The following is a 17,685-nucleotide window of genomic DNA, read 5'->3' as shown; positions in this document are numbered from 1 at the left end:
TTTTCATTTTCGTAAAAATTCATACTAGAGAGATTGTTACACATAAATGGCGGGTTGTTTGATCACATCATCACGTTGGAAAGGGAGGATTCTATGGAAAAAGTTTTGGAAGTAAAGGACTTACACGTTTCATTTGACACGTATGCAGGTGAGGTAAAAGCAGTGCGGGGGGTTTCTTTCGACCTGCACAAAGGGGAAACACTGGCTATCGTAGGTGAGTCCGGCTCCGGTAAATCCGTTACGTCTCAAGCACTTATGCGCCTTATTCCTTCTCCTCCGGGCCGTATTCCCAAAGGACAAGTCCTGTTTGAAGGCAGAGACTTGGTTACTTTGACAGAAAAAGAAATGCAGGATGTTCGCGGACGCGACATCTCGATGATTTTCCAAGATCCGATGACGTCGCTCAATCCGACGATGACGATCGGAAACCAAATTATGGAGAGCTTCATCAAACACCAGAAGCTGAGCCGCGCTGAAGCTCGCACACGCGCTGTCGAGCTGCTGGAGCTGGTTGGCATTCCGTTTGCCAAAGAGCGTGTCGATCAATATCCGCACCAATTCTCTGGAGGTATGCGTCAACGGATCGTCATTGCGATCGCGCTGGCCTGCAATCCGAAGCTGATCATTGCGGACGAGCCAACAACCGCGCTGGACGTGTCCATTCAGGCGCAAATTTTGGAGCTGCTGAAAGATATCCAGAAAAAAATGGGTACTTCCATCATCTTCATTACCCACGACCTCGGTGTCGTAGCGAATATGGCTGACCGTGTAGCGGTTATGTACGCTGGAAAAATTGTCGAGATCGGAAATGTCGATGAGATTTTCTACGATCCGAAGCATCCGTATACATGGGGGCTGCTTGGCTCCATGCCTAACCTCGATACGAGCGACGAAGAGCTGATGTCCATTCCTGGCTCCCCGCCAGACATGTTCAAGCCTCCTGTCGGCGATGCGTTCGCAGCACGCAACCCGTATGCGCTGCAAGTCGATCTGGAATTTGAGCCACCGATGTTCAAAATCTCGGAGACGCACTATGCTGCAACCTGGTTGTTGCATGAGATGGCTCCGCAAATCGATCCTCCTGCATCCGCAGTGAGACGCAAAACAGACAGCGACGAAAAGAAAGTCGAAGCGCAACGCCCGCAAGCAGCGAAATCGTATGACCAGCGCGAAAAGCTTGTAGAGGTCAAAGACCTGAAACAGCATTTCGATCTTGGCGGCGGCCATATTTTGAAAGCGGTTGACGGAATCAATTTTGACATCTACAAAGGCGAGATTTTCGGACTGGTAGGAGAATCCGGGTGTGGCAAGTCCACAACTGGCCGCACCATCCTCCGCCTGTACGATGCGACAGACGGCGAAGTGCTGTTCAAAGGCAAGAGTGTTCACGGCAAAAAAACAGGCGAAGAGAAGAAATGGCTGAACCGCAAAATCCAGATGATTTTCCAGGACCCGTATTCGTCTCTGAATCCTCGCCTGACTGTATCCGATATTATTGCAGAAGGTCTGGATATTCACAAACTGGCTACCAAAGAGCAGCGCATCGCGAAAGTACACGAGCTGCTGGAAACAGTCGGTCTGAACCGCGAGCACGCCAACCGCTATCCGCATGAGTTCAGCGGTGGACAACGCCAACGCATCGGAATTGCCCGCGCTTTGGCTGTCGATCCCGAGTTCATTATCGCGGACGAGCCGATCTCTGCTCTGGACGTATCCATTCAGGCTCAGGTTATCAACCTGCTCAAACGTCTGCAAAAAGAAAAGGGCCTGACCTATTTGTTCATCGCCCATGACCTGTCGATGGTGAAATACATCAGTGACCGGATCGGCGTGATGTATCGCGGCAAAATCGTTGAGCTGGCGGAGAGCAACCGCTTGTACGAAAACCCGATTCACCCGTATACCAAGTCTCTGCTTTCGGCCATCCCGCTGCCAGACCCGGATTACGAGCGCAACCGCAAACGGATTGTTTTCGACGATCAGGAATACTTGCAGAACCAGACCGAAGAAAGAGTGCTGCGGGAAATCGAGCCAGGCCACTATGTCGCTTGCACGCAAAAAGAATTTGAGCGTTACGGCGGCGGCGTCCTGGTCTAAACGAGGACAAGCCTGCACCAACAAACGAAAAAGGGAGATGAGCCTCGATGGCTCTCTCCCTTTTCTTTTTGCCGTTCAGCGCATTACGGTTTCATTCTGAGCAAGCGCATGCTGTTTAAAATCACGATCAAAGCAGCGCCTGTATCGCTCAGTACAGCCAGCCACAAGGTCAACCAGCCCGGGAAAATCAGCACGAGTGCAACCAGCTTCACCACGATGGAGAACCAGATGTTTTGCTTGATGATCACAAGCGCTTTGCGACTGATTCTCACCGTATGCGGCAGCTTCTCCAGATTGTCGGCCATCAGCACGATATCTGCCGTTTCCATCGCGGTATCCGTGCCTGCCCCGCCCATGGCGATACCCAAGTCGGCGGTTGCCAGCGCAGGCGCGTCGTTGATTCCGTCGCCGACCATGGCGACGACTTTGCCCTCTTGTTGCAGCTTTTTCACTGCTTCGACCTTGTCCTGCGGAAGCAGCTCGGCAAAATAGCGATCGACTCCCGTCTGGGCCGCTACCTTTTTCGCTGTCCCGGCATTGTCGCCTGTCAGCATGATGATTTCGCTGATTCCGGCTGCTTTTATTTGACTGATCGCGCCAACCGTAATCTCGCGAATCGCATCTGCTACGGCAATCATGCCGAGCAGCTCGTGCTTCGTGCCAACCACAATCAACGTGTTGCCTTCGACTTGCAAGGAAGCGATTTGTTCCTTCCAAGGACTCATGTCAATCCCCAGCTCTTCGAAAAGCGCCGGCTTCCCTGCGTAATAAACCACACCATCTACCGTCGCCTGCACGCCTTTTCCTACCAGCGCCTGATAATCGTCGCCCGCTCGTGCCGCTATCTGCTTTTGCTTGGCGTAAGCGACAATCGCCTGGGCAATCGGGTGGTTGGAGCGCTCTTCCATCGTCCGGGCAATGGCAAGGATGACGTCCTCCGCCTCTCCCACTGCCACCACCTGAGTCACGCGCGGCTTGCCTTCTGTCAGCGTGCCTGTTTTGTCAAAAGCAATCGCTTCAATCGCTCCTGCCTTCTCCAAAAAAGTCCCGCCTTTAATCAGCACGCCATTTCTGGCGGCATTCCCGATCGCGGAAACAATGGCAACTGGCGTCGAGATAACCAACGCGCAAGGGCAGGCAACCACAAGCAGCTCCAATGCCTTGTAAAACCATTCTCCCCATGTGCCAAAGCCAAACAGCGGAGGAAACACAATCACGAGCAAGGCGAGAATCAGCACAATCGGCGTGTACATGGCGGCAAACTTGTCGACAAACGCCTGCGTCGGAGCTTTTTTCTCCTGGGCCTCTTCTACCAGATGGATGATCCGCGCAATCGCTGTATCTGCGACGAGCTTCGTCACTTTGATTTCCAAAGCGCCGCTTTCGTTCACGCTGCCTGCAAATACGGCGTCGCCAGCCTGTTTGTCGACGGGAATGGACTCCCCTGTAATCGGAGCCTGGTTCACGCTGGAATGACCCGCCAATATATCGCCGTCGAGCGGAATTTTCTCTCCTGGCTTGACCACGATCACATCGCCTACGCCAATCTCTTCTACGGACATCCGGGTCAGCGTCTCGCCTTTTTTCACCCACGCTTCCGGCGGCGCGAGATCCATCAAATTGCGAATCGAGTCGCGCGTTTTTTCGATCGACTTCGTTTGCAGCAAATTGCCGATTGAGAACAACCAGACAACCGTTGCCCCTTCCAGCCACTCTCCGATCAGAGCAGCCCCAATCGCAGCAACTGACATCAGTACGTTCATGTCCAGCGACTTGCTTTTGATCGCGTAAAAAGCACTGCGCGCCGGACGATAGCCGCCGCTAATAATGGCGAGTGCGTAAAGAATCGTGCTGACCGATGCGTCCAAGCTGGTCAAGGAGCTTGCGAAGCCAAGCGCCAGAAAAACTCCGGAAAGAGTCGTGAGCAGCGTGCCCGCCTGATCTTTTTTGACCGCCTCACCAGACGTTCTGCGCTCCAGCCGCTGGGCGCTGTACCCCGCCTTGGCGACTTCCCTGATCACCGCGTCATCCTGCAAACCGTCAGAGACAAGCTGCATTTTTCCGGTTGAAAAATTAACACTGACATCCTTCACCGCTGGAAGTGTCCGCATGTGCCTTTCCAGCGACTTGGCGCACGAGCTGCAATCCATGCCGTGCACACTGTAGACAATCGCCTTTCCGGACAGAGCGGCCGTACCGTCAGAGGCAACGGCAGCCGCAGACTCCAGCACTGTGAGCGTTTTTTTGCCATGGGTATGTTCTGAGCTGCAATGGTGCCCGCTGCAGCACCCGTCATGTTTTTGTTCATTTGCCATATGCTCTCACCTATTTCCCAAGCATCTATTTTCCCCAACTCATCTGAATATATCCAACAAACATTCAAACAAACATTTAATTATTATATTATCGGATACCAGTTCCTGGTTCAAGATTCAATTTAGAGTTTTTCGCCTATTTATTTGACAAATTCAGGAACGGGAGATGATGAAGGGCTTCGGTGTGGCGGGGAAATGCTGAGTGGTGGATTGAAGGCTTGCTTGGGGAGCTGCTTGATCGAAAAAGCTTGCTTGGGGTAATGCTTTGTAGATTACGTCATCGGTACTTCAGGTGAAGCGAGGAAAGAGACGAATCGCTGTAGCTTCTTGGGATACCTCTGTGGGCTTAGACTGCACGGCTCCGGGGAAAAAGCGAAACCGCGTCAAAAGCAGAGGACTCAGAGAAGCGGACGCACGTTGACGCTTAAAACCGTGTTTCGCTTTTTCCTCGGAACCTCGGTCGGTATCCCAAAGAGCTTTCTCGCATTTCGTCTCTTTCCTCGTCAGCGGCTGGTTGTGATCGGCGCGGGTTTCAAAGGAAAATGCCAATGCCAAAAAGCTTGTTTGAGCTGACGCTTTGTAGTCTGCGTCATCGGTACTTTAGCGGTGGTGATCGGGGTTTCAAAAAAAACACAGAAACATGAGCAAGAGTCTTCTTGAAAACGGTCGCTTCATGCAACCCGGTCATGAAAAAACTTGTTTAATTTCTGCTCTGGATTTCCCCCTGAGCAACCATCCAAAAGCAATATCCGACTAAAGTTAAACGTTGGCCGAGGAAACAGGAGAAACAAGCGAAAGGGCTTTGGGACTCCTTCCGAGACGGAGGTGAAAAAGGAAAACACGCCTTTAAGCGGCAACGTGCGTCCGCTTCTTCGATCTCGCTGCTTTTGACGCGGTTGTCCTTTTTCGCCGGAGACGGGCAGTCCACGCTTCCCCGCTAGAGGCCCAAGTCCCTACAGCGGTTTCTCCTGTTTCCTCCCTCCACCACAGCCGCGATCAACAACCGTACTTAGCCCCCAGACACTAAATAAAAAAGCTCCCCACAATGGCGGAGAGCCTTTCTTCGCTACTTCATCTGCTTTTGGGAGACAGCGACGGGAGTTGTTTGCCAACGTTCGCCGCAATCGAGACAAACGCATTTGACTACTTTTTTCCTTTCCAGATACATCCTGACCGCAAACAGGATAAACGCACCCATCAAGCCGAGAAACAAGAAAATAACAGGCGTGCCTTGTACCGATATGCCAATGAGGGCAAGGACGATCAGCACCGCTGCGTAAATCACAACATACAGCCGACGGTTGATCGCTTCCGTATAGTCGACTTTTTTGGAATGACACTTGGTACACTTTTGTTGGAAACTCATCGTTCTCTCTCCCTGTTTTATGCTCTTTTCGTAAAGAGTGTTGCGTTACGAAAAGCCCGTGAGTTGACAGGCATCATCACCATGCCTATCTTGGCATGCATTCAACGGCAACAAACGTTCCCTATAGAGAACTACCCTTATTCTGCCAATCCTTTACGGCCAATGTCAATAACAACATCTTTGCAAAAAGAGTATACACAAAAAAAGGGAGAGACACCACCAAGACTCCCGCGACATAGCGATCTGCCCGGTAGCAGCGCCCTACTCAGCCTCTGTCACCGAGTAACCGGCAACCCACGCCTTCTCCATTCGTCAAAGCCGCCGCTCAGATTTTGCACTTGTAAAAAACCGTTTGCTTTCAGCAAGCTCACCCCGATCGCCGACCTTCTGCCGCTCTTGCATTGCACCAGTATTGGCTTGTCACGCGGCAAGTCCTGCATGCGCTGCGGCAAATAGCCGAGCATGATGTGCTTCGCGCCCGGGATCTGCCCCTCTGCCAGCTCTTTTTCGTAACGAACGTCAATCACGTATAGCTCCCCTGCCGGAACCTGCTCTTCCACCGCTTCTGGCGTGACTTCCTGATACTGCTCAAAAGCAACAGCAAGCTTTTCTCCCCTGCCAAGCTCCATCGTGCCCTTTACCTGATCCAGCCCGATCGACTGCAAATCGTGCAAAACGGCGGGAACAAGCTGCCTCTCGGCCAGCACAAAAATCGGGCGCTCGTAATCGAGCAGCCACCCGGCCCACGTAGGGAACGACTTGTCGCAGGGCAGATTGATGGTGCCCGGCACATGCTTTTGGGCGAACGCTTCTGCCGGACGGACGTCTATGACTACTCCCTGCTGCTTCCATTCTTCCAGCACGCCAATGGAAGCTTCCGCCTGCACAGGTGCCGCTATCGCTTGCAGCGGTTGTGGCCCGACTTTGTTCAGATGTTTCATCATCGCAAAGTATGTAGGAGGCTCAGGCTGGCCCTGGAGCAATTGCTGCACAAACTCCTCTTCACGCTCATGCTGCAACGCCCAGTTCGTACGTTTTTCATAGCCAACCGTCGAAGACTGCACAGCCCCGATTGCTTTGCCGCACGCACTGCCTGCCCCATGCCCCGGCCACACTTGCAAATAGTCAGGAAGCTGCTTAAACCGCTGTAACGAGTGAAACATCTTTCTCGCCATCTCGTCAGCCGAGCCGCTTACGTTAGCCGCCTTTTCCAGCAAATCGGGACGCCCAATGTCACCGACAAACACAAAATCGCCCGTAAAAATGCCCATCGGTTCCGTGTCCGGCCAGCCTCTGTCTGTCAAAAGCAGGGCAATATGCTCTGGCGTATGCCCCGGTGTATGCAGAACTTCGAACGTCAGATGACCGATACGGAATGTTTCCCCGTCGCGCAGCAAGCGGTGCTCGTACTGGGCTGCATACTGATACTTCCAGTCCGGCCCGCCTTCGTCTGACAAATACAGCGTCGCTCCCAATCTTTCCCCGATTTCCCTTACTCCCGAGAGGAAATCGGCATGAATATGGGTTTCCGTCGCAGCGACAATCTTCAGTCCATTTGCTTTCGCTGCCTGTACATATGGCTCAATATGGCGCGCCGGATCAATCACGATCGCTTCCCCTGTTGCCTGGCAGCCTACCAAATAAGATGCCTGGGCGAGTTTTTCATCGTAAAAATATTTAAGCAGCATGAAAATCAGCCTCCTGTCTTTTATCAAGCAGCCATCCGCTCGCGTAGTCCTACAACTTTCCCGGAAGCATGCCGTGCCAGTACATCCGCGGGAGCAGCTCTTTTTTCAGCCAATACATGCTTAACCGTTCCTTGGATTGGTCAAAAGGGAATGTCTCGCGCGGATTCAGCTCGTAATCAAATTCAGCCAGGATCAATTTGCCGTAACCAGTGACGAGCGGGCACGATGTATAGCCGTCGTATCGCTCGGTCATCGGTTTTCCTTCAAGGAGCGACAAGACGTTTTGCATGACGACTGGTGCTTGCTTGCGAATCGCCGCCCCTGTTTTGGAGGTAGGCAAGTTGGTGCAATCGCCTATGCCAAAGATGTTGGGGAAGCGAGCATGCTGCAGGGTGAACGGATCGACATCGACCCAGCCGTCAGCGGCAGCGAGCGGACTGTGCTTGATAAAATCCGGCGCACTCATCGGCGGCACGACATGGATCATCTCGTACGGCATGGCTACTTGCGCTTTTGTGTCCAGGTTCTCGAAAATGGCTTGCTTTTTATCCGCGACGATTTCTACGAGATTATGCTTGAAGATCGTCTCAATCTGTTTTCTTTCAATGACTTTTTGCAAGGCTTCCGCGTATTTTTTCACACCGAAAATAGCCGCTGCGCCGGAGACAAAACGCACGGTCGAGCGGGAGCGCACCTTTGTTTTGCGAAAGGAATCGTCAGCGAGGTACATGATTTTCTGCGGTGCTCCGCCGCATTTCACAGGAGTGTTCGGGTTGGTAAACAGCGCGTTGCCTCCCTGAAAATGGCGAATTTGCTCCCACGTGCTCTCGACGTAGTCATACGAGTAATTGCTGCACACCCCATGCTTGCCGATGCTTTCCTTCAATCCCTTTACCTTACCCCAATCGATCTGGATGCCAGCGGCGACAACCAGAAAATCATAATGCACAGCTGTTCCCGACGTTGTCATGACGGTATTGTTTTGGGGCAAAAATTTGGTGACGGCATCCTGTACCCAGACCGCTCCTTTGGGAATCACGGAGGCTTCGTCGCGCTCCGTCGACTCCCGGCTGACGACACCCGCACCTGCCAGTGTCCACAACGGCTGATAATAGTGCTTGCTTGCAGGATCAATGATGGCGATCTGGCCGATTAACGCGCGTGATTGGCGCAGCAGACGCGCCGCAACCGATATGCCTGCACTGCCTCCGCCTACAATCACTAGCTTGTAACGTGTCCTTTGCGTTGCTTCCGTCACGCTCACCCCTCCTTGTATTGGATGAGAAACAACCCTTCGCCTATTCATATGGCAAGAGACAAGCCAAGTTGCTTGATCAAGCAAAAAACGATGCTGCCAAACTTTTTCATCCAAAAATACGGGGCTGCCCCCTGATCAGTGCGCCGCTATCTTTTCTCTTTTCATGTGAATGTCTATAATAGTAGGACATTGTAGTGGGCAAGAGGTGATTATAACGATGGACGACATCTGTGAAATTCAATGTTACGACGAAGAAAAGGTCAGTCGCTTGAAGCCGCACGCTGGCGAATCATTAGGGGTAGCGAAAATATTCAAAGCGCTGGCGGACGACACCCGGGCGAAAATCATTCATATTCTGTCCATGGAAGACGAGCTTTGCGTCTGCGACGTGGCAGCCATCATCGGCAGTTCCATCGCCAACACCTCGCATCATTTGCGGCTTCTTCGCAATATGGGGTTGGCCAAGTACCGCAAGGAAGGCAAGCTCGTCTTTTACTCGCTCGACGATGACCATGTGCGCCACTTGATCCTCGCGGGCGTAGAGCACGCAAAAGAACAGAAAACGAATGTCCGAGCTACCTGATGGCTCGGTTTTTTATTTTTCCATGCGCCTGTTGCGCATGCGCAAAGAGTTCAGCACTACCGACAGCGAACTGAACGCCATGGCGATGCCCGCAAGCCACGGAGCCAAAAAGCCAAGCATCGTCGCCGGGATGGCAATGGCATTGTAAAAAAACGCCCAAAACAAGTTTTGCCGAATATTTTTCATCGCCATTTGGCTTAGCCTGATGGCGTGGACAACGCCGCGTACCTCTCCGTGCATGATGATGACATCTGCCGAGTCTTTGGAAATGTCGGCTCCGGTGCCCAAGGCAATGCCGACACTGGCTGCGGACAGGGCTGGCGCATCGTTGATCCCGTCGCCGACCATGGCGACTTTTTTCCCTTTTGCTTGCAGCTCCCAGATCAACTCCGCTTTTTGCGCAGGCAGCACCCCGGCGTACACTTGCCCGATGCCGGCCTGTCTTGCCACGCTTGCCGCCGTATGCGGATTGTCTCCGGTAATCATGATGATTTCCTTGCCCATTTTTCTCAGCTGGGCGACTGCTTTTTTCGCGTCTCGCTTTAATTGATCCGACAGCACCACGTATCCAGCCAAACGCCCGTCAATGCCGACCAGCAGCACCATTTTTCCTTCCGCCCCGTGAAGCTCCACCTGACTTTGCAAAGGGGCGATGTCCATGTTTTTTCGAGTCAGCAGCTTGGAAGATCCGACTACAACCGTATGGCCTTCCACAGTCGCCTCGATCCCATAGCCGGGAAGGGATGCGAAGGACGTAGCTGCCGGAATGGACAAGCCTTGTTTTTTGGCATGAGCCACGATGGTTGCCGCCAACGGATGCTCAGAGGTCAACTCCGCCCCGGCCACCAGACGCAAAAACGCCGCCTCGCTCCATCCCCGTGTATTAATCCCGACGACCTGATGAGCCCCTCGGGTCAATGTTCCCGTTTTGTCAAACACAACCGTATCGACCTTTTGCAGCACTTCCAAAAATTTTCCCTGCTTGAACAAAATGCCCATCTGTGCCGCCCGTCCAGACACCACCAGGATCGACATGGGCGTAGCCAGACCGAGTGCGCACGGGCAAGCGATGATCAGGACAGCGATCGCCTTTTCCAGCGCGCCGCCCAAATCTTGCGCGGTAAAGACGTAGTACCAGGCAACAAAAGTGATCACGGCAATCGCGATGATAATCGGCACGAACACGTCCGTGATTTCATCCGCCACTCTCTGGATCGGGGCTTTGGACAGCTGCGCTTCCTCCACGGTGCGAATCACTTGCGTCAGCGCGGTATCCTCGCCTACTTGTGTCGCTTTTACCTTGAGCCAGCCGCTCTGGTTCAACGTGGCGCCGATTACGGAATGGCCGCCCCATTTTTCCACAGGCAGACTCTCTCCGGTAAACATCGACTGATCGACGCTCGCGTGCCCTTCCAGCACGATTCCGTCTGTCGGAATCCGCTCGCCTGGCTTGACGATGAAAATATCGCCCGTTGCCAGCTCTGCTACCGGAACAGCCCGCACCTCATCGCCGCGCAGGACATGCGCCATCGTCGGTTGAAGCTGGTGAAGCTGTCCGATGGCATTTTTCGTCCGGTCTTTCGCCATCGCCTCCAAATATTTGCCCAGGAGCAGAAACGTAAAAATGACGGCGCAAGACTCGTAATAGACTGTCAGACCGTGACTCTCCTGCCCGATGGTCGTAAACGTCAAATAGTGACTGTACAAAAAGGCGGTCGAGGTGCTCAGCACAACCAGCACGTCCATATTGGCGGAACGGTTTTTCAACGCGTTCCACGCCCCGATGTAAAACGACTGCCCGATAAACAGCTGGATCGGCAGCGTCAGTGCAAACTGAAACAGCGGCAGAAGAAACAAGCTCGGCACCCAGATGAATGACAGGACGGAAAAGTGCGCCGCCATCGCCCACAAAAGCGGGATCGTCAAAATAGCCGAGAAAATAAACCGCCGAAGCAGCAGCTTTTTTTCCTCCTGAAGCTCTGCTTGCTTCAAACTCGCGGAAAAACCGAGCTGTTCAATCTTGGTCAAGATCTCCTGATCGTTGGTTTGCGCAGGATCAAAGGCTACCCGAGCCTTGTTGGTCGTCAGATTGACGTGGACTTCCTGGACGCCCTGAACTTTTCGCAGCCGCTTTTCAATCCGGTTGGCGCACGCTGCACAAGTCATCCCTGTGACCTGATACGTTTGGTTGATGGTCATGAAAAACTCCCCTTCAGCTTCCGTACATGCCCTCATGTCCAACCTATGCGGCAGGACAATTCAGTAGAAGATGAAGTATGAATGGCAACTGTCATGAATACGATAGGGAAGCTTGTAACTCATGGGAAAGTGGTGAGAATGCTGCGAAAATCCGGATTCTTTCGGCTGTCGTCCCTGCTGTTGTCCGTTCTCCTTGCACTCGTTGGCTGCGCCTCTGCGGATCATGCTGAACACGCCAGCACTGCTCTCGCACAAAAAACAGATACGCCAATGCTTGCGGAGCTGTCCATCCCGTTGCAGGTCGAGCTTGATCCAGCTCCGGCGAAAAACGTGAAAGAAAATACGCTGCGCATTACCGTGCCAGCCGAGCATGCAGCCAAGCTGGCCAAAGCAAAAGTCTCCGTGTCCCTGACCATGCCCAATATGGACCACGGCGCTATCGTCTTTGAAGCGATGCAGGAAAAAGCAGGCGAATACGTCGCGCAAATCGTGCCGACCATGCTGGGAGAATGGCTGGCTACGATTACTTTCGAGATGGACGGCACAGCCATGAGCACAGCGTATTCTTTTGAAGTGGAGCCATAATAGCTAAAAGCATTGTAATGACTACCACAGCCACGGATTGACGGTGGGAATCCAGCCGTTGATGGCCATTCCCCGCAAGACGGACAATATCCCGATGCAGAGCGCAAGAGCGTTGCCCATGACCATCACCTTGGAGCGAAATGCTTTCGACAAAACCAGTGAAAACAACGCGATTGCCACGAGCGCGGGCAAAGTGCCCAAGCCAAACACGCCCAAGGTCGTCATCCCTTGCAGGACGCTGCCAGTAGCGGCGGCTTTCATGTGCATCGTATACGTCAGTCCGCAGGGCAAAAAGCCCAGCAGCAGTCCGCTTGCCAGCACAGGCACTGTTCCCTGCCGCTCTTTTTGCAATTGCAACAGCTTTTGCGCGGCGGGGAGTTTGAGCGGACTGTATTTATCCAAAGGCAGCGCCACTTTTTTGACGACCCAGAGAATGATCAACAGCCCTCCGGCGATATTGGCAATTCCCTGCAATCCGACTACGACTCCTGCCGCATTCACAAACGATCCGACAAAGCCCATAAATGCGCCTACGGCCATGTACGTCACAATTCGCCCCGTATTGTATGCCAGGATCGTTTGCGCAAGCGACGCTTTGGATTGAAGCGTCATGGTGGACATGATCCCGCCGCACATCCCGATGCAGTGAGGAGCGCTGAGCAAGCCTGTCACAAAGACGAGCCAGTAGTCGTACAGTCCAGCATTCATCCCGCAGCCCCTCTTTTTCCATTATTTTCACGCTCATGCAATGACGCATCATCCTTTTCCTAACGTAATGGCTGCGGCTAGTATTTATGACTTCGCGGCAAATGAAAACGCCCCCGGCTTGTCTTACTTGCGGGGGCGTTCCTGGGCTGGCAAAGTGACCTTGATGGTCGTGCCGACTCCTGTTTGGCTGTCGATTTCGATGCTGCCTTTTGCAACCTGGACAATTTTCTGGACGATGGCTAAACCGAGTCCGCTGCCTGTCGCTTCCCGGTTGCGGGACTTGTCGCCTTTGTAAAAGCGCTCGAAAATGTGCTGGCGCTCCTCCTCCGAAATGCCGATCCCTGTATCGCGGATGATGACGGCGATGTCGGGCGATTGCCGAATCGAGACAAAGATGGTGCCATGCGGCGGAGTAAACTTGATGCTGTTGGACAGCAAATTGATCCATACTTGATTGAACAGCTGCTTGTCTGCGGTGACGAGTGTGTCCGGCAGTTCCAGCTCTAGCTCCAGCTTTTTCTGCTGCCATTGGCGTTCCAGCAGCAGTACGACTTGTCGCAACTGCTCGTCCAGCCGATATTCGCTCGGCTCGTACAAGCCCGTTTCCTTGTCCAGCGAAGCGAGCGTCAAAAGCTGTTTGCTCAGTGAGGAGAGTCGCCTGCTCTCTTCTTCGATAATCGCCAAATACTCCGCCTTTTGCGCCTCTGGCATGCCACCGCTGCGGATCGCCTGGGAAAATCCCTGGATGGAAGCAAGCGGAGACTGGATTTCGTGCGAGACGTTGGAAACAAACTCTTGGCGCATGTCATCGAGTTGCTTCAACGATTCTGTCATCTGCGCAAAGTTGGCCGCCAGCTCCCCGATTTCGTCTCGGCGCGAGATGTCGAGCTGGATTTCGTACTCGCCTTCCGCCAGCTTTTTCGTCGCCTGGCTCAGTTTTTGGATCGGCCGAACCAAATAGCGGGTGAATATCAGAATAAACATCAAGCTGAGCAAAAACATGGCGGCAAGCAACACGGCAAACATCACATGGACCTCGCCAAACTGCTGCTCGATGCTGGGCCGCACAAACAAGGCGTATTTCCGTCCTTCTGCTTCCAGCGGCAAACCGATGCTGTTTTTCAGCGTATTTTCAAAAAATCCGGTAACGAACAATCCGTGTTGTTCTTCGGCGATTCCTCTGTACGTTTCCCCGGCAAGCACCTTTTGCACGATCTGCGGCTCAATCTGCTGGTCGCGGAAAGGCGCTCCAAACGTTTGGACTTGTCCGTTCTCGTCTACGAGATACAGCTGAAAATTGAGATTGGCTACATGGGTCATAAAGGCTGGCAAGTCCATACTGGCGGCATTATGCTCGTACAAATCGATGATCTGCTGGCCGATCCGGGTAATTTTTTGTTCATTGTACGTGCGCATGTTACGCTGGTAATATTCGTTGGCAAGGAGAAAGCCGAGCGTCCCGCTGACGATGACAATCGCGACAAACATGAGCACGACCCGAAAGTAGAGGGATCTCATCCTCCGCGCACCTCCAGCTTGTAGCCGAGGCCGCGAACAGTGCAAATGACAAAGTCATCGGTCTTGTCCGTAAATTTTTCCCGCAGCCGTTTGATGTGGACATCGATCGTGCGGCTGTCGCTCTCGTTATCTCCTCCCCACACCAAATCCAGCAGTTGATCCCGCGTAAAAGTCCGGTCGGGAAAGCTGGCGAGCTGGGCGAGCAGTTCAAACTCCTTGAGAGGGAGATGCATGACTTCGTCTTTGATTTTTACAACGTGGCTCATCCGGTCGATGACGGTGTCATGCATGACAATGACCTGCTTGCTGACCATCTGGTAGCGGCGCAGCAAAGCCCTGATCCGATACAGCAATTCCGTCGGCTCGAACGGCTTGGTGAGGTAGTCGTCCGTTCCGGCCAAAAATCCTTTTTCCTTGTCCCTTACTTCGCCTTTTGCCGTCAGCATGATGACGGGAATATCGTAGTATTCGCGGATCTCCTTGCACAGCTCCCAGCCGTTTTTCCCCGGCATCATCACATCGACGATCGCCAACTGAACTTTTTCCTGCTCAAGCAAAACGGATGCCTGGCTCCCATCTGCGGCAGCCAGCACGCGGTATCCTTCTTTTTCCAAATAAAATCTCAGCAGTTCACGAATGTGCGCATCGTCATCTGCGACCAAGATCGTCATTTTCATCAGGCTTCTCCCCTTGCCGTGTCTATCTCAAGGCTGATGATCTGATTATAACGGGTAGCATCTCCCGCGATGCAGTCCCTTACGCAATTTTTCCGGTTCAGTTCCGTTGCGGAAAAAGGGACGCAAGGTTGCTTTCATCAGTATAGTTAGGGAATATGAACGGCAGATGAACAAAAAGCCATCGCTGCCTAAGCAACAATGGCCTTCGATTCTTATTGGTTAAACGTCTCTGCAAACCAGTTGGCGGAAGCGTCCACTTCCATCCTGGTCAACTGGTGACCGTATGACTCCCAGTGCAAAGTCACATCGGCCCCAGCCGCTGCCAACAGCTGCTTCAGCTCCTCCGACTCCTCGGGAGAGCAAATCGGGTCGTTCGTTCCCGCCCCGATGAACACCGGGATGCCGCTCATGTCAGGCAGGGGAATCCCGCGCCTTGGCACCATTGGATGATACAGCACCGCCCCGCGCAACGAATTGGCGTAATGGAACAGCAAGCTTCCGGCAATGTTCGCGCCGTTGGAATATCCGACTGCGACGATATTCTCCCTGTCCAACTGGTAGTTGACCGCTGCCTGATTCAAAAATTCATGCAGCTCCTCCGTGCGGAACACCAAATCTTCCTCATCGAACACACCCTCTGCCAGGCGACGGAAAAACCGGGGCATGCCGTTTTCCAGGACGTTGCCTCTGACGCTGAGAATAGAAGCGCCGGGATGAATCAGCTCAGCCAGCGGCACGAGATCGTTTTCGTCCCCTCCTGTTCCATGCAACAGCAACAGAGTGGGGGCTGCGAGATCGCTTCCTTTTCGAAAAATGTGTTTCATTCCTTGTCCTCCGCAAGCACGCGCACGGCAATCGGCGGCAGTCCCTGCTCGATCTCGGCGCGATGTGGTTCATACCATTCGGGCAGCATCAGCTTTTCACCGAGCGACTCGAATGGCTCGTCTCGTTCAAAGCCTGGCGGGTCAGTGGCAATCTCAAACAAAATCTCGCCTGGCTCGCGGAAATAGATGGCGTGGAAATACTGCCGATCAATAATATCGGTAGGATGGAAGCCAGACTGCGCCACTCGCGATTGCCACAAGCGGTGATCCTGGTCATCCTTGGCCCGCCAAGCGATATGGTGCACAGTTCCTGCTCCGCCTGCGCCTCTCGGCATTGGCTCGGCGTTGACATCAATGATATTGCCCAGGTCGCCGGGTGCCTGGAAGCGGACAAGCCCGTTTTCTTCGCCGACTCGGGTCAGGCCCATCAGCTTTTCCAACACTTCCATCGTGTGCTTCGGCGCAACGCTGTACAGAATCGCCCCACCGAATCCTTTGATTGCCTTGTCAGCGGGAATACCTCCAAACGTCCACTGGCTCGCGGGGCCGCCTTCGCGCTCGACAATCTCCAGTTGCAAACCGTCCTTGTCGGCAAATTGCAGATAGATTTCCTGGAAGCGCTCTACGCGGCGATACTCCACCTGGAACTTGTCGAGACGCTTTTCCCAAAAATCGAGCGAGCCGACAGGAACGAGAAAAGTAGTGTAGCCGACTTGTCCACCGCCTATGCGGCCATGTCGCGCCGTTTCCCACGGGAAGAAAGTAATCGCCGTTCCGGGACTGCCCACCTCGTTGCCGAAGTACAGATGGTACACTTCGGGGGCATCGAAGTTGATCGTTTTTTTGACCAGTCGCAGACCGAGAATGCCTGCGTAAAAATCAACGTTATCCTGTGCATTTTTGACAAAGGCTGTAATATGATGAATACCTGCTGTTTGTTGAGACATAGCTGATGACCTCCTTCATATATTTTTGCTTCTATTTCTCGATTATTCGGCCTGGAATGTGTTGTAGCTGACGAACTCCCCTACCGGCTTGCGGTACCCTCTCACGCGTTGGCTCGCTGTATCTTCTTTTCCGATCGTAATCATCATCGTCGGCACATAACGATCCGGAATGCGCAAAATATCGCGGACTGCCTCCGGATCAAAGCCGATCATCGGGCACGTGTCCCAGCCCTTGTCTTTGGCGGCAAGCATGAAGAGCATGGCCGACAGGCTCGCATTGCGAATCGCTTCATCCCGTTTGAACTGATCTCCACCAGCTTCGTAGAAGGAATGGACAGACGATACAGTTTGATCGTATTCGCGCTGATCCATGACTCCCAAATGCAGCAGCCCCTCGTGGATTGGCCCCACATTTTTGTACGCCTCCAGATCGCCGAGCACCAAGATGACAGCGGACGCAGTTTTTACCTTATATTGTCTCTGTGCTGCTTCATATACTCGTTCCTTTGTCTCTGGCTCGGTCACGATCACATAGTGCGCGTGCTGGAGATTAAAAGCGGATGGGGCAAATTTGACGAGCGACATGATCTCCTCAAGTTCAGCTGTCGTAATAGATTCAGTAGGGATAAATTTATTGGCAGATCTCCGGTTTTTCACTAATGCAGTAAACTCGCTCATTTTGATTTCCTCCTCGACATCACCGAATGGTGTGTGCCATTATCATCATTTTTAAAAATCTTTAATTTAAGATATTAACACAAAAAACAACTTAACGATTGCCCTTGAGGATACTGACTGCAACAAACTTGGTTGGTCGAGAAGCTGATGAGCGCGTGCAGTAAATATCTTTAATTTAAGATAATTATAGAGCCAGCATGACTCGTTGTCAACCTTTCGGGCCAGAAGAAAGTTTTTCTCCC

The 17,685-nt window shown here is 52.9% G+C and carries 14 protein-coding genes; 3 read left to right on the top strand and 11 right to left on the bottom strand.

Annotation, left to right across the window (positions count from 1 at the left end; all coding sequences use genetic code 11):
- The first annotated feature begins 93 nt into the window (after nt 1–93).
- Nucleotides 94–2,097, top strand: a complete 2,004-nt coding sequence (locus EDM60_RS29360; protein ID WP_122962207.1) for an ABC transporter ATP-binding protein — start codon at nt 94–96, stop codon at nt 2,095–2,097.
- An 83-nt stretch (nt 2,098–2,180) separates the two neighbouring features.
- On the opposite strand, the gene EDM60_RS00425 is transcribed toward EDM60_RS29360, so the two are convergent.
- The 4 genes from EDM60_RS00425 to EDM60_RS00410 form a co-directional block, all read right to left on the bottom strand.
- The gene (locus tag EDM60_RS00425; protein ID WP_122962206.1) at nt 2,181–4,412 is read right to left on the bottom strand and encodes a heavy metal translocating P-type ATPase; all 2,232 of its coding nucleotides are present in this window, start codon (nt 4,410–4,412) and stop codon (nt 2,181–2,183) included.
- A gap of 1,066 nt (nt 4,413–5,478) precedes the next feature.
- Nucleotides 5,479–5,778, bottom strand: coding sequence for a hypothetical protein (locus EDM60_RS00420; RefSeq protein WP_063229105.1), 300 nt, complete (start codon nt 5,776–5,778; stop codon nt 5,479–5,481).
- Nucleotides 5,779–6,053: 275 nt separating this feature from the next.
- Complete coding sequence (locus tag EDM60_RS00415) at nt 6,054–7,466, bottom strand: MBL fold metallo-hydrolase (protein WP_122962205.1); 1,413 nt, start codon at nt 7,464–7,466, stop codon at nt 6,054–6,056.
- Between the two features lie 49 nt (nt 7,467–7,515).
- Nucleotides 7,516–8,724, bottom strand: a complete 1,209-nt coding sequence (locus EDM60_RS00410) for an FAD/NAD(P)-binding oxidoreductase (protein ID WP_122962204.1) — start codon at nt 8,722–8,724, stop codon at nt 7,516–7,518.
- A gap of 217 nt (nt 8,725–8,941) precedes the next feature.
- On the opposite strand from EDM60_RS00410, the gene EDM60_RS00405 reads away from it, so the two are divergent.
- Nucleotides 8,942–9,307: an ArsR/SmtB family transcription factor gene (locus EDM60_RS00405; protein ID WP_122962203.1), complete on the top strand. Its 366-nt coding sequence runs from the start codon at nt 8,942–8,944 to the stop codon at nt 9,305–9,307.
- Between the two features lie 12 nt (nt 9,308–9,319).
- Here EDM60_RS00405 and EDM60_RS00400 read toward each other — a convergent pair whose 3' ends face one another.
- Nucleotides 9,320–11,506 (bottom strand): heavy metal translocating P-type ATPase, encoded by a 2,187-nt coding sequence (locus EDM60_RS00400; RefSeq protein WP_122962202.1) that lies wholly within the window; start codon nt 11,504–11,506, stop codon nt 9,320–9,322.
- Between the two features lie 138 nt (nt 11,507–11,644).
- Here EDM60_RS00400 and EDM60_RS00395 point away from each other — a divergent pair, with 138 nt between their 5' ends.
- Entirely contained in the window at nt 11,645–12,091 is a 447-nt protein-coding gene (locus EDM60_RS00395) for a FixH family protein (protein ID WP_122962201.1), read from the top strand.
- Between the two features lie 21 nt (nt 12,092–12,112).
- Here the strand turns inward: EDM60_RS00395 and EDM60_RS00390 are convergent, their stop codons facing one another.
- The 6 genes from EDM60_RS00390 to EDM60_RS00365 form a co-directional block, all read right to left on the bottom strand.
- The gene (locus tag EDM60_RS00390; RefSeq protein WP_122962200.1) at nt 12,113–12,799 is read right to left on the bottom strand and encodes a sulfite exporter TauE/SafE family protein; all 687 of its coding nucleotides are present in this window, start codon (nt 12,797–12,799) and stop codon (nt 12,113–12,115) included.
- A 123-nt stretch (nt 12,800–12,922) separates the two neighbouring features.
- Nucleotides 12,923–14,317: a sensor histidine kinase gene (locus EDM60_RS00385; protein WP_122962199.1), complete on the bottom strand. Its 1,395-nt coding sequence runs from the start codon at nt 14,315–14,317 to the stop codon at nt 12,923–12,925.
- Nucleotides 14,314–14,994 (bottom strand): response regulator transcription factor, encoded by a 681-nt coding sequence (locus tag EDM60_RS00380; protein ID WP_122962198.1) that lies wholly within the window; start codon nt 14,992–14,994, stop codon nt 14,314–14,316. Before EDM60_RS00380 ends, EDM60_RS00385 begins: the two co-directional genes overlap by 4 nt.
- A gap of 212 nt (nt 14,995–15,206) precedes the next feature.
- Nucleotides 15,207–15,818: an alpha/beta hydrolase gene (locus EDM60_RS00375; RefSeq protein WP_122962197.1), complete on the bottom strand. Its 612-nt coding sequence runs from the start codon at nt 15,816–15,818 to the stop codon at nt 15,207–15,209.
- Nucleotides 15,815–16,765, bottom strand: coding sequence for a ring-cleaving dioxygenase (locus EDM60_RS00370; RefSeq protein ID WP_122962196.1), 951 nt, complete (start codon nt 16,763–16,765; stop codon nt 15,815–15,817). Before EDM60_RS00370 ends, EDM60_RS00375 begins: the two co-directional genes overlap by 4 nt.
- 42 nt (nt 16,766–16,807) lie before the next feature.
- Nucleotides 16,808–17,443, bottom strand: coding sequence for a nitroreductase family protein (locus EDM60_RS00365; protein WP_122962195.1), 636 nt, complete (start codon nt 17,441–17,443; stop codon nt 16,808–16,810).
- Between the last annotated feature and the right edge of the window lie 242 nt (nt 17,444–17,685).

It is taken from the genome of Brevibacillus parabrevis (assembly GCF_003710905.1).
Taxonomy (GTDB): domain Bacteria; phylum Bacillota; class Bacilli; order Brevibacillales; family Brevibacillaceae; genus Brevibacillus; species Brevibacillus parabrevis.
Note: the sequence above shows the minus strand (reverse complement) of the source record. Positions and strands in the feature narration are given on the sequence as shown.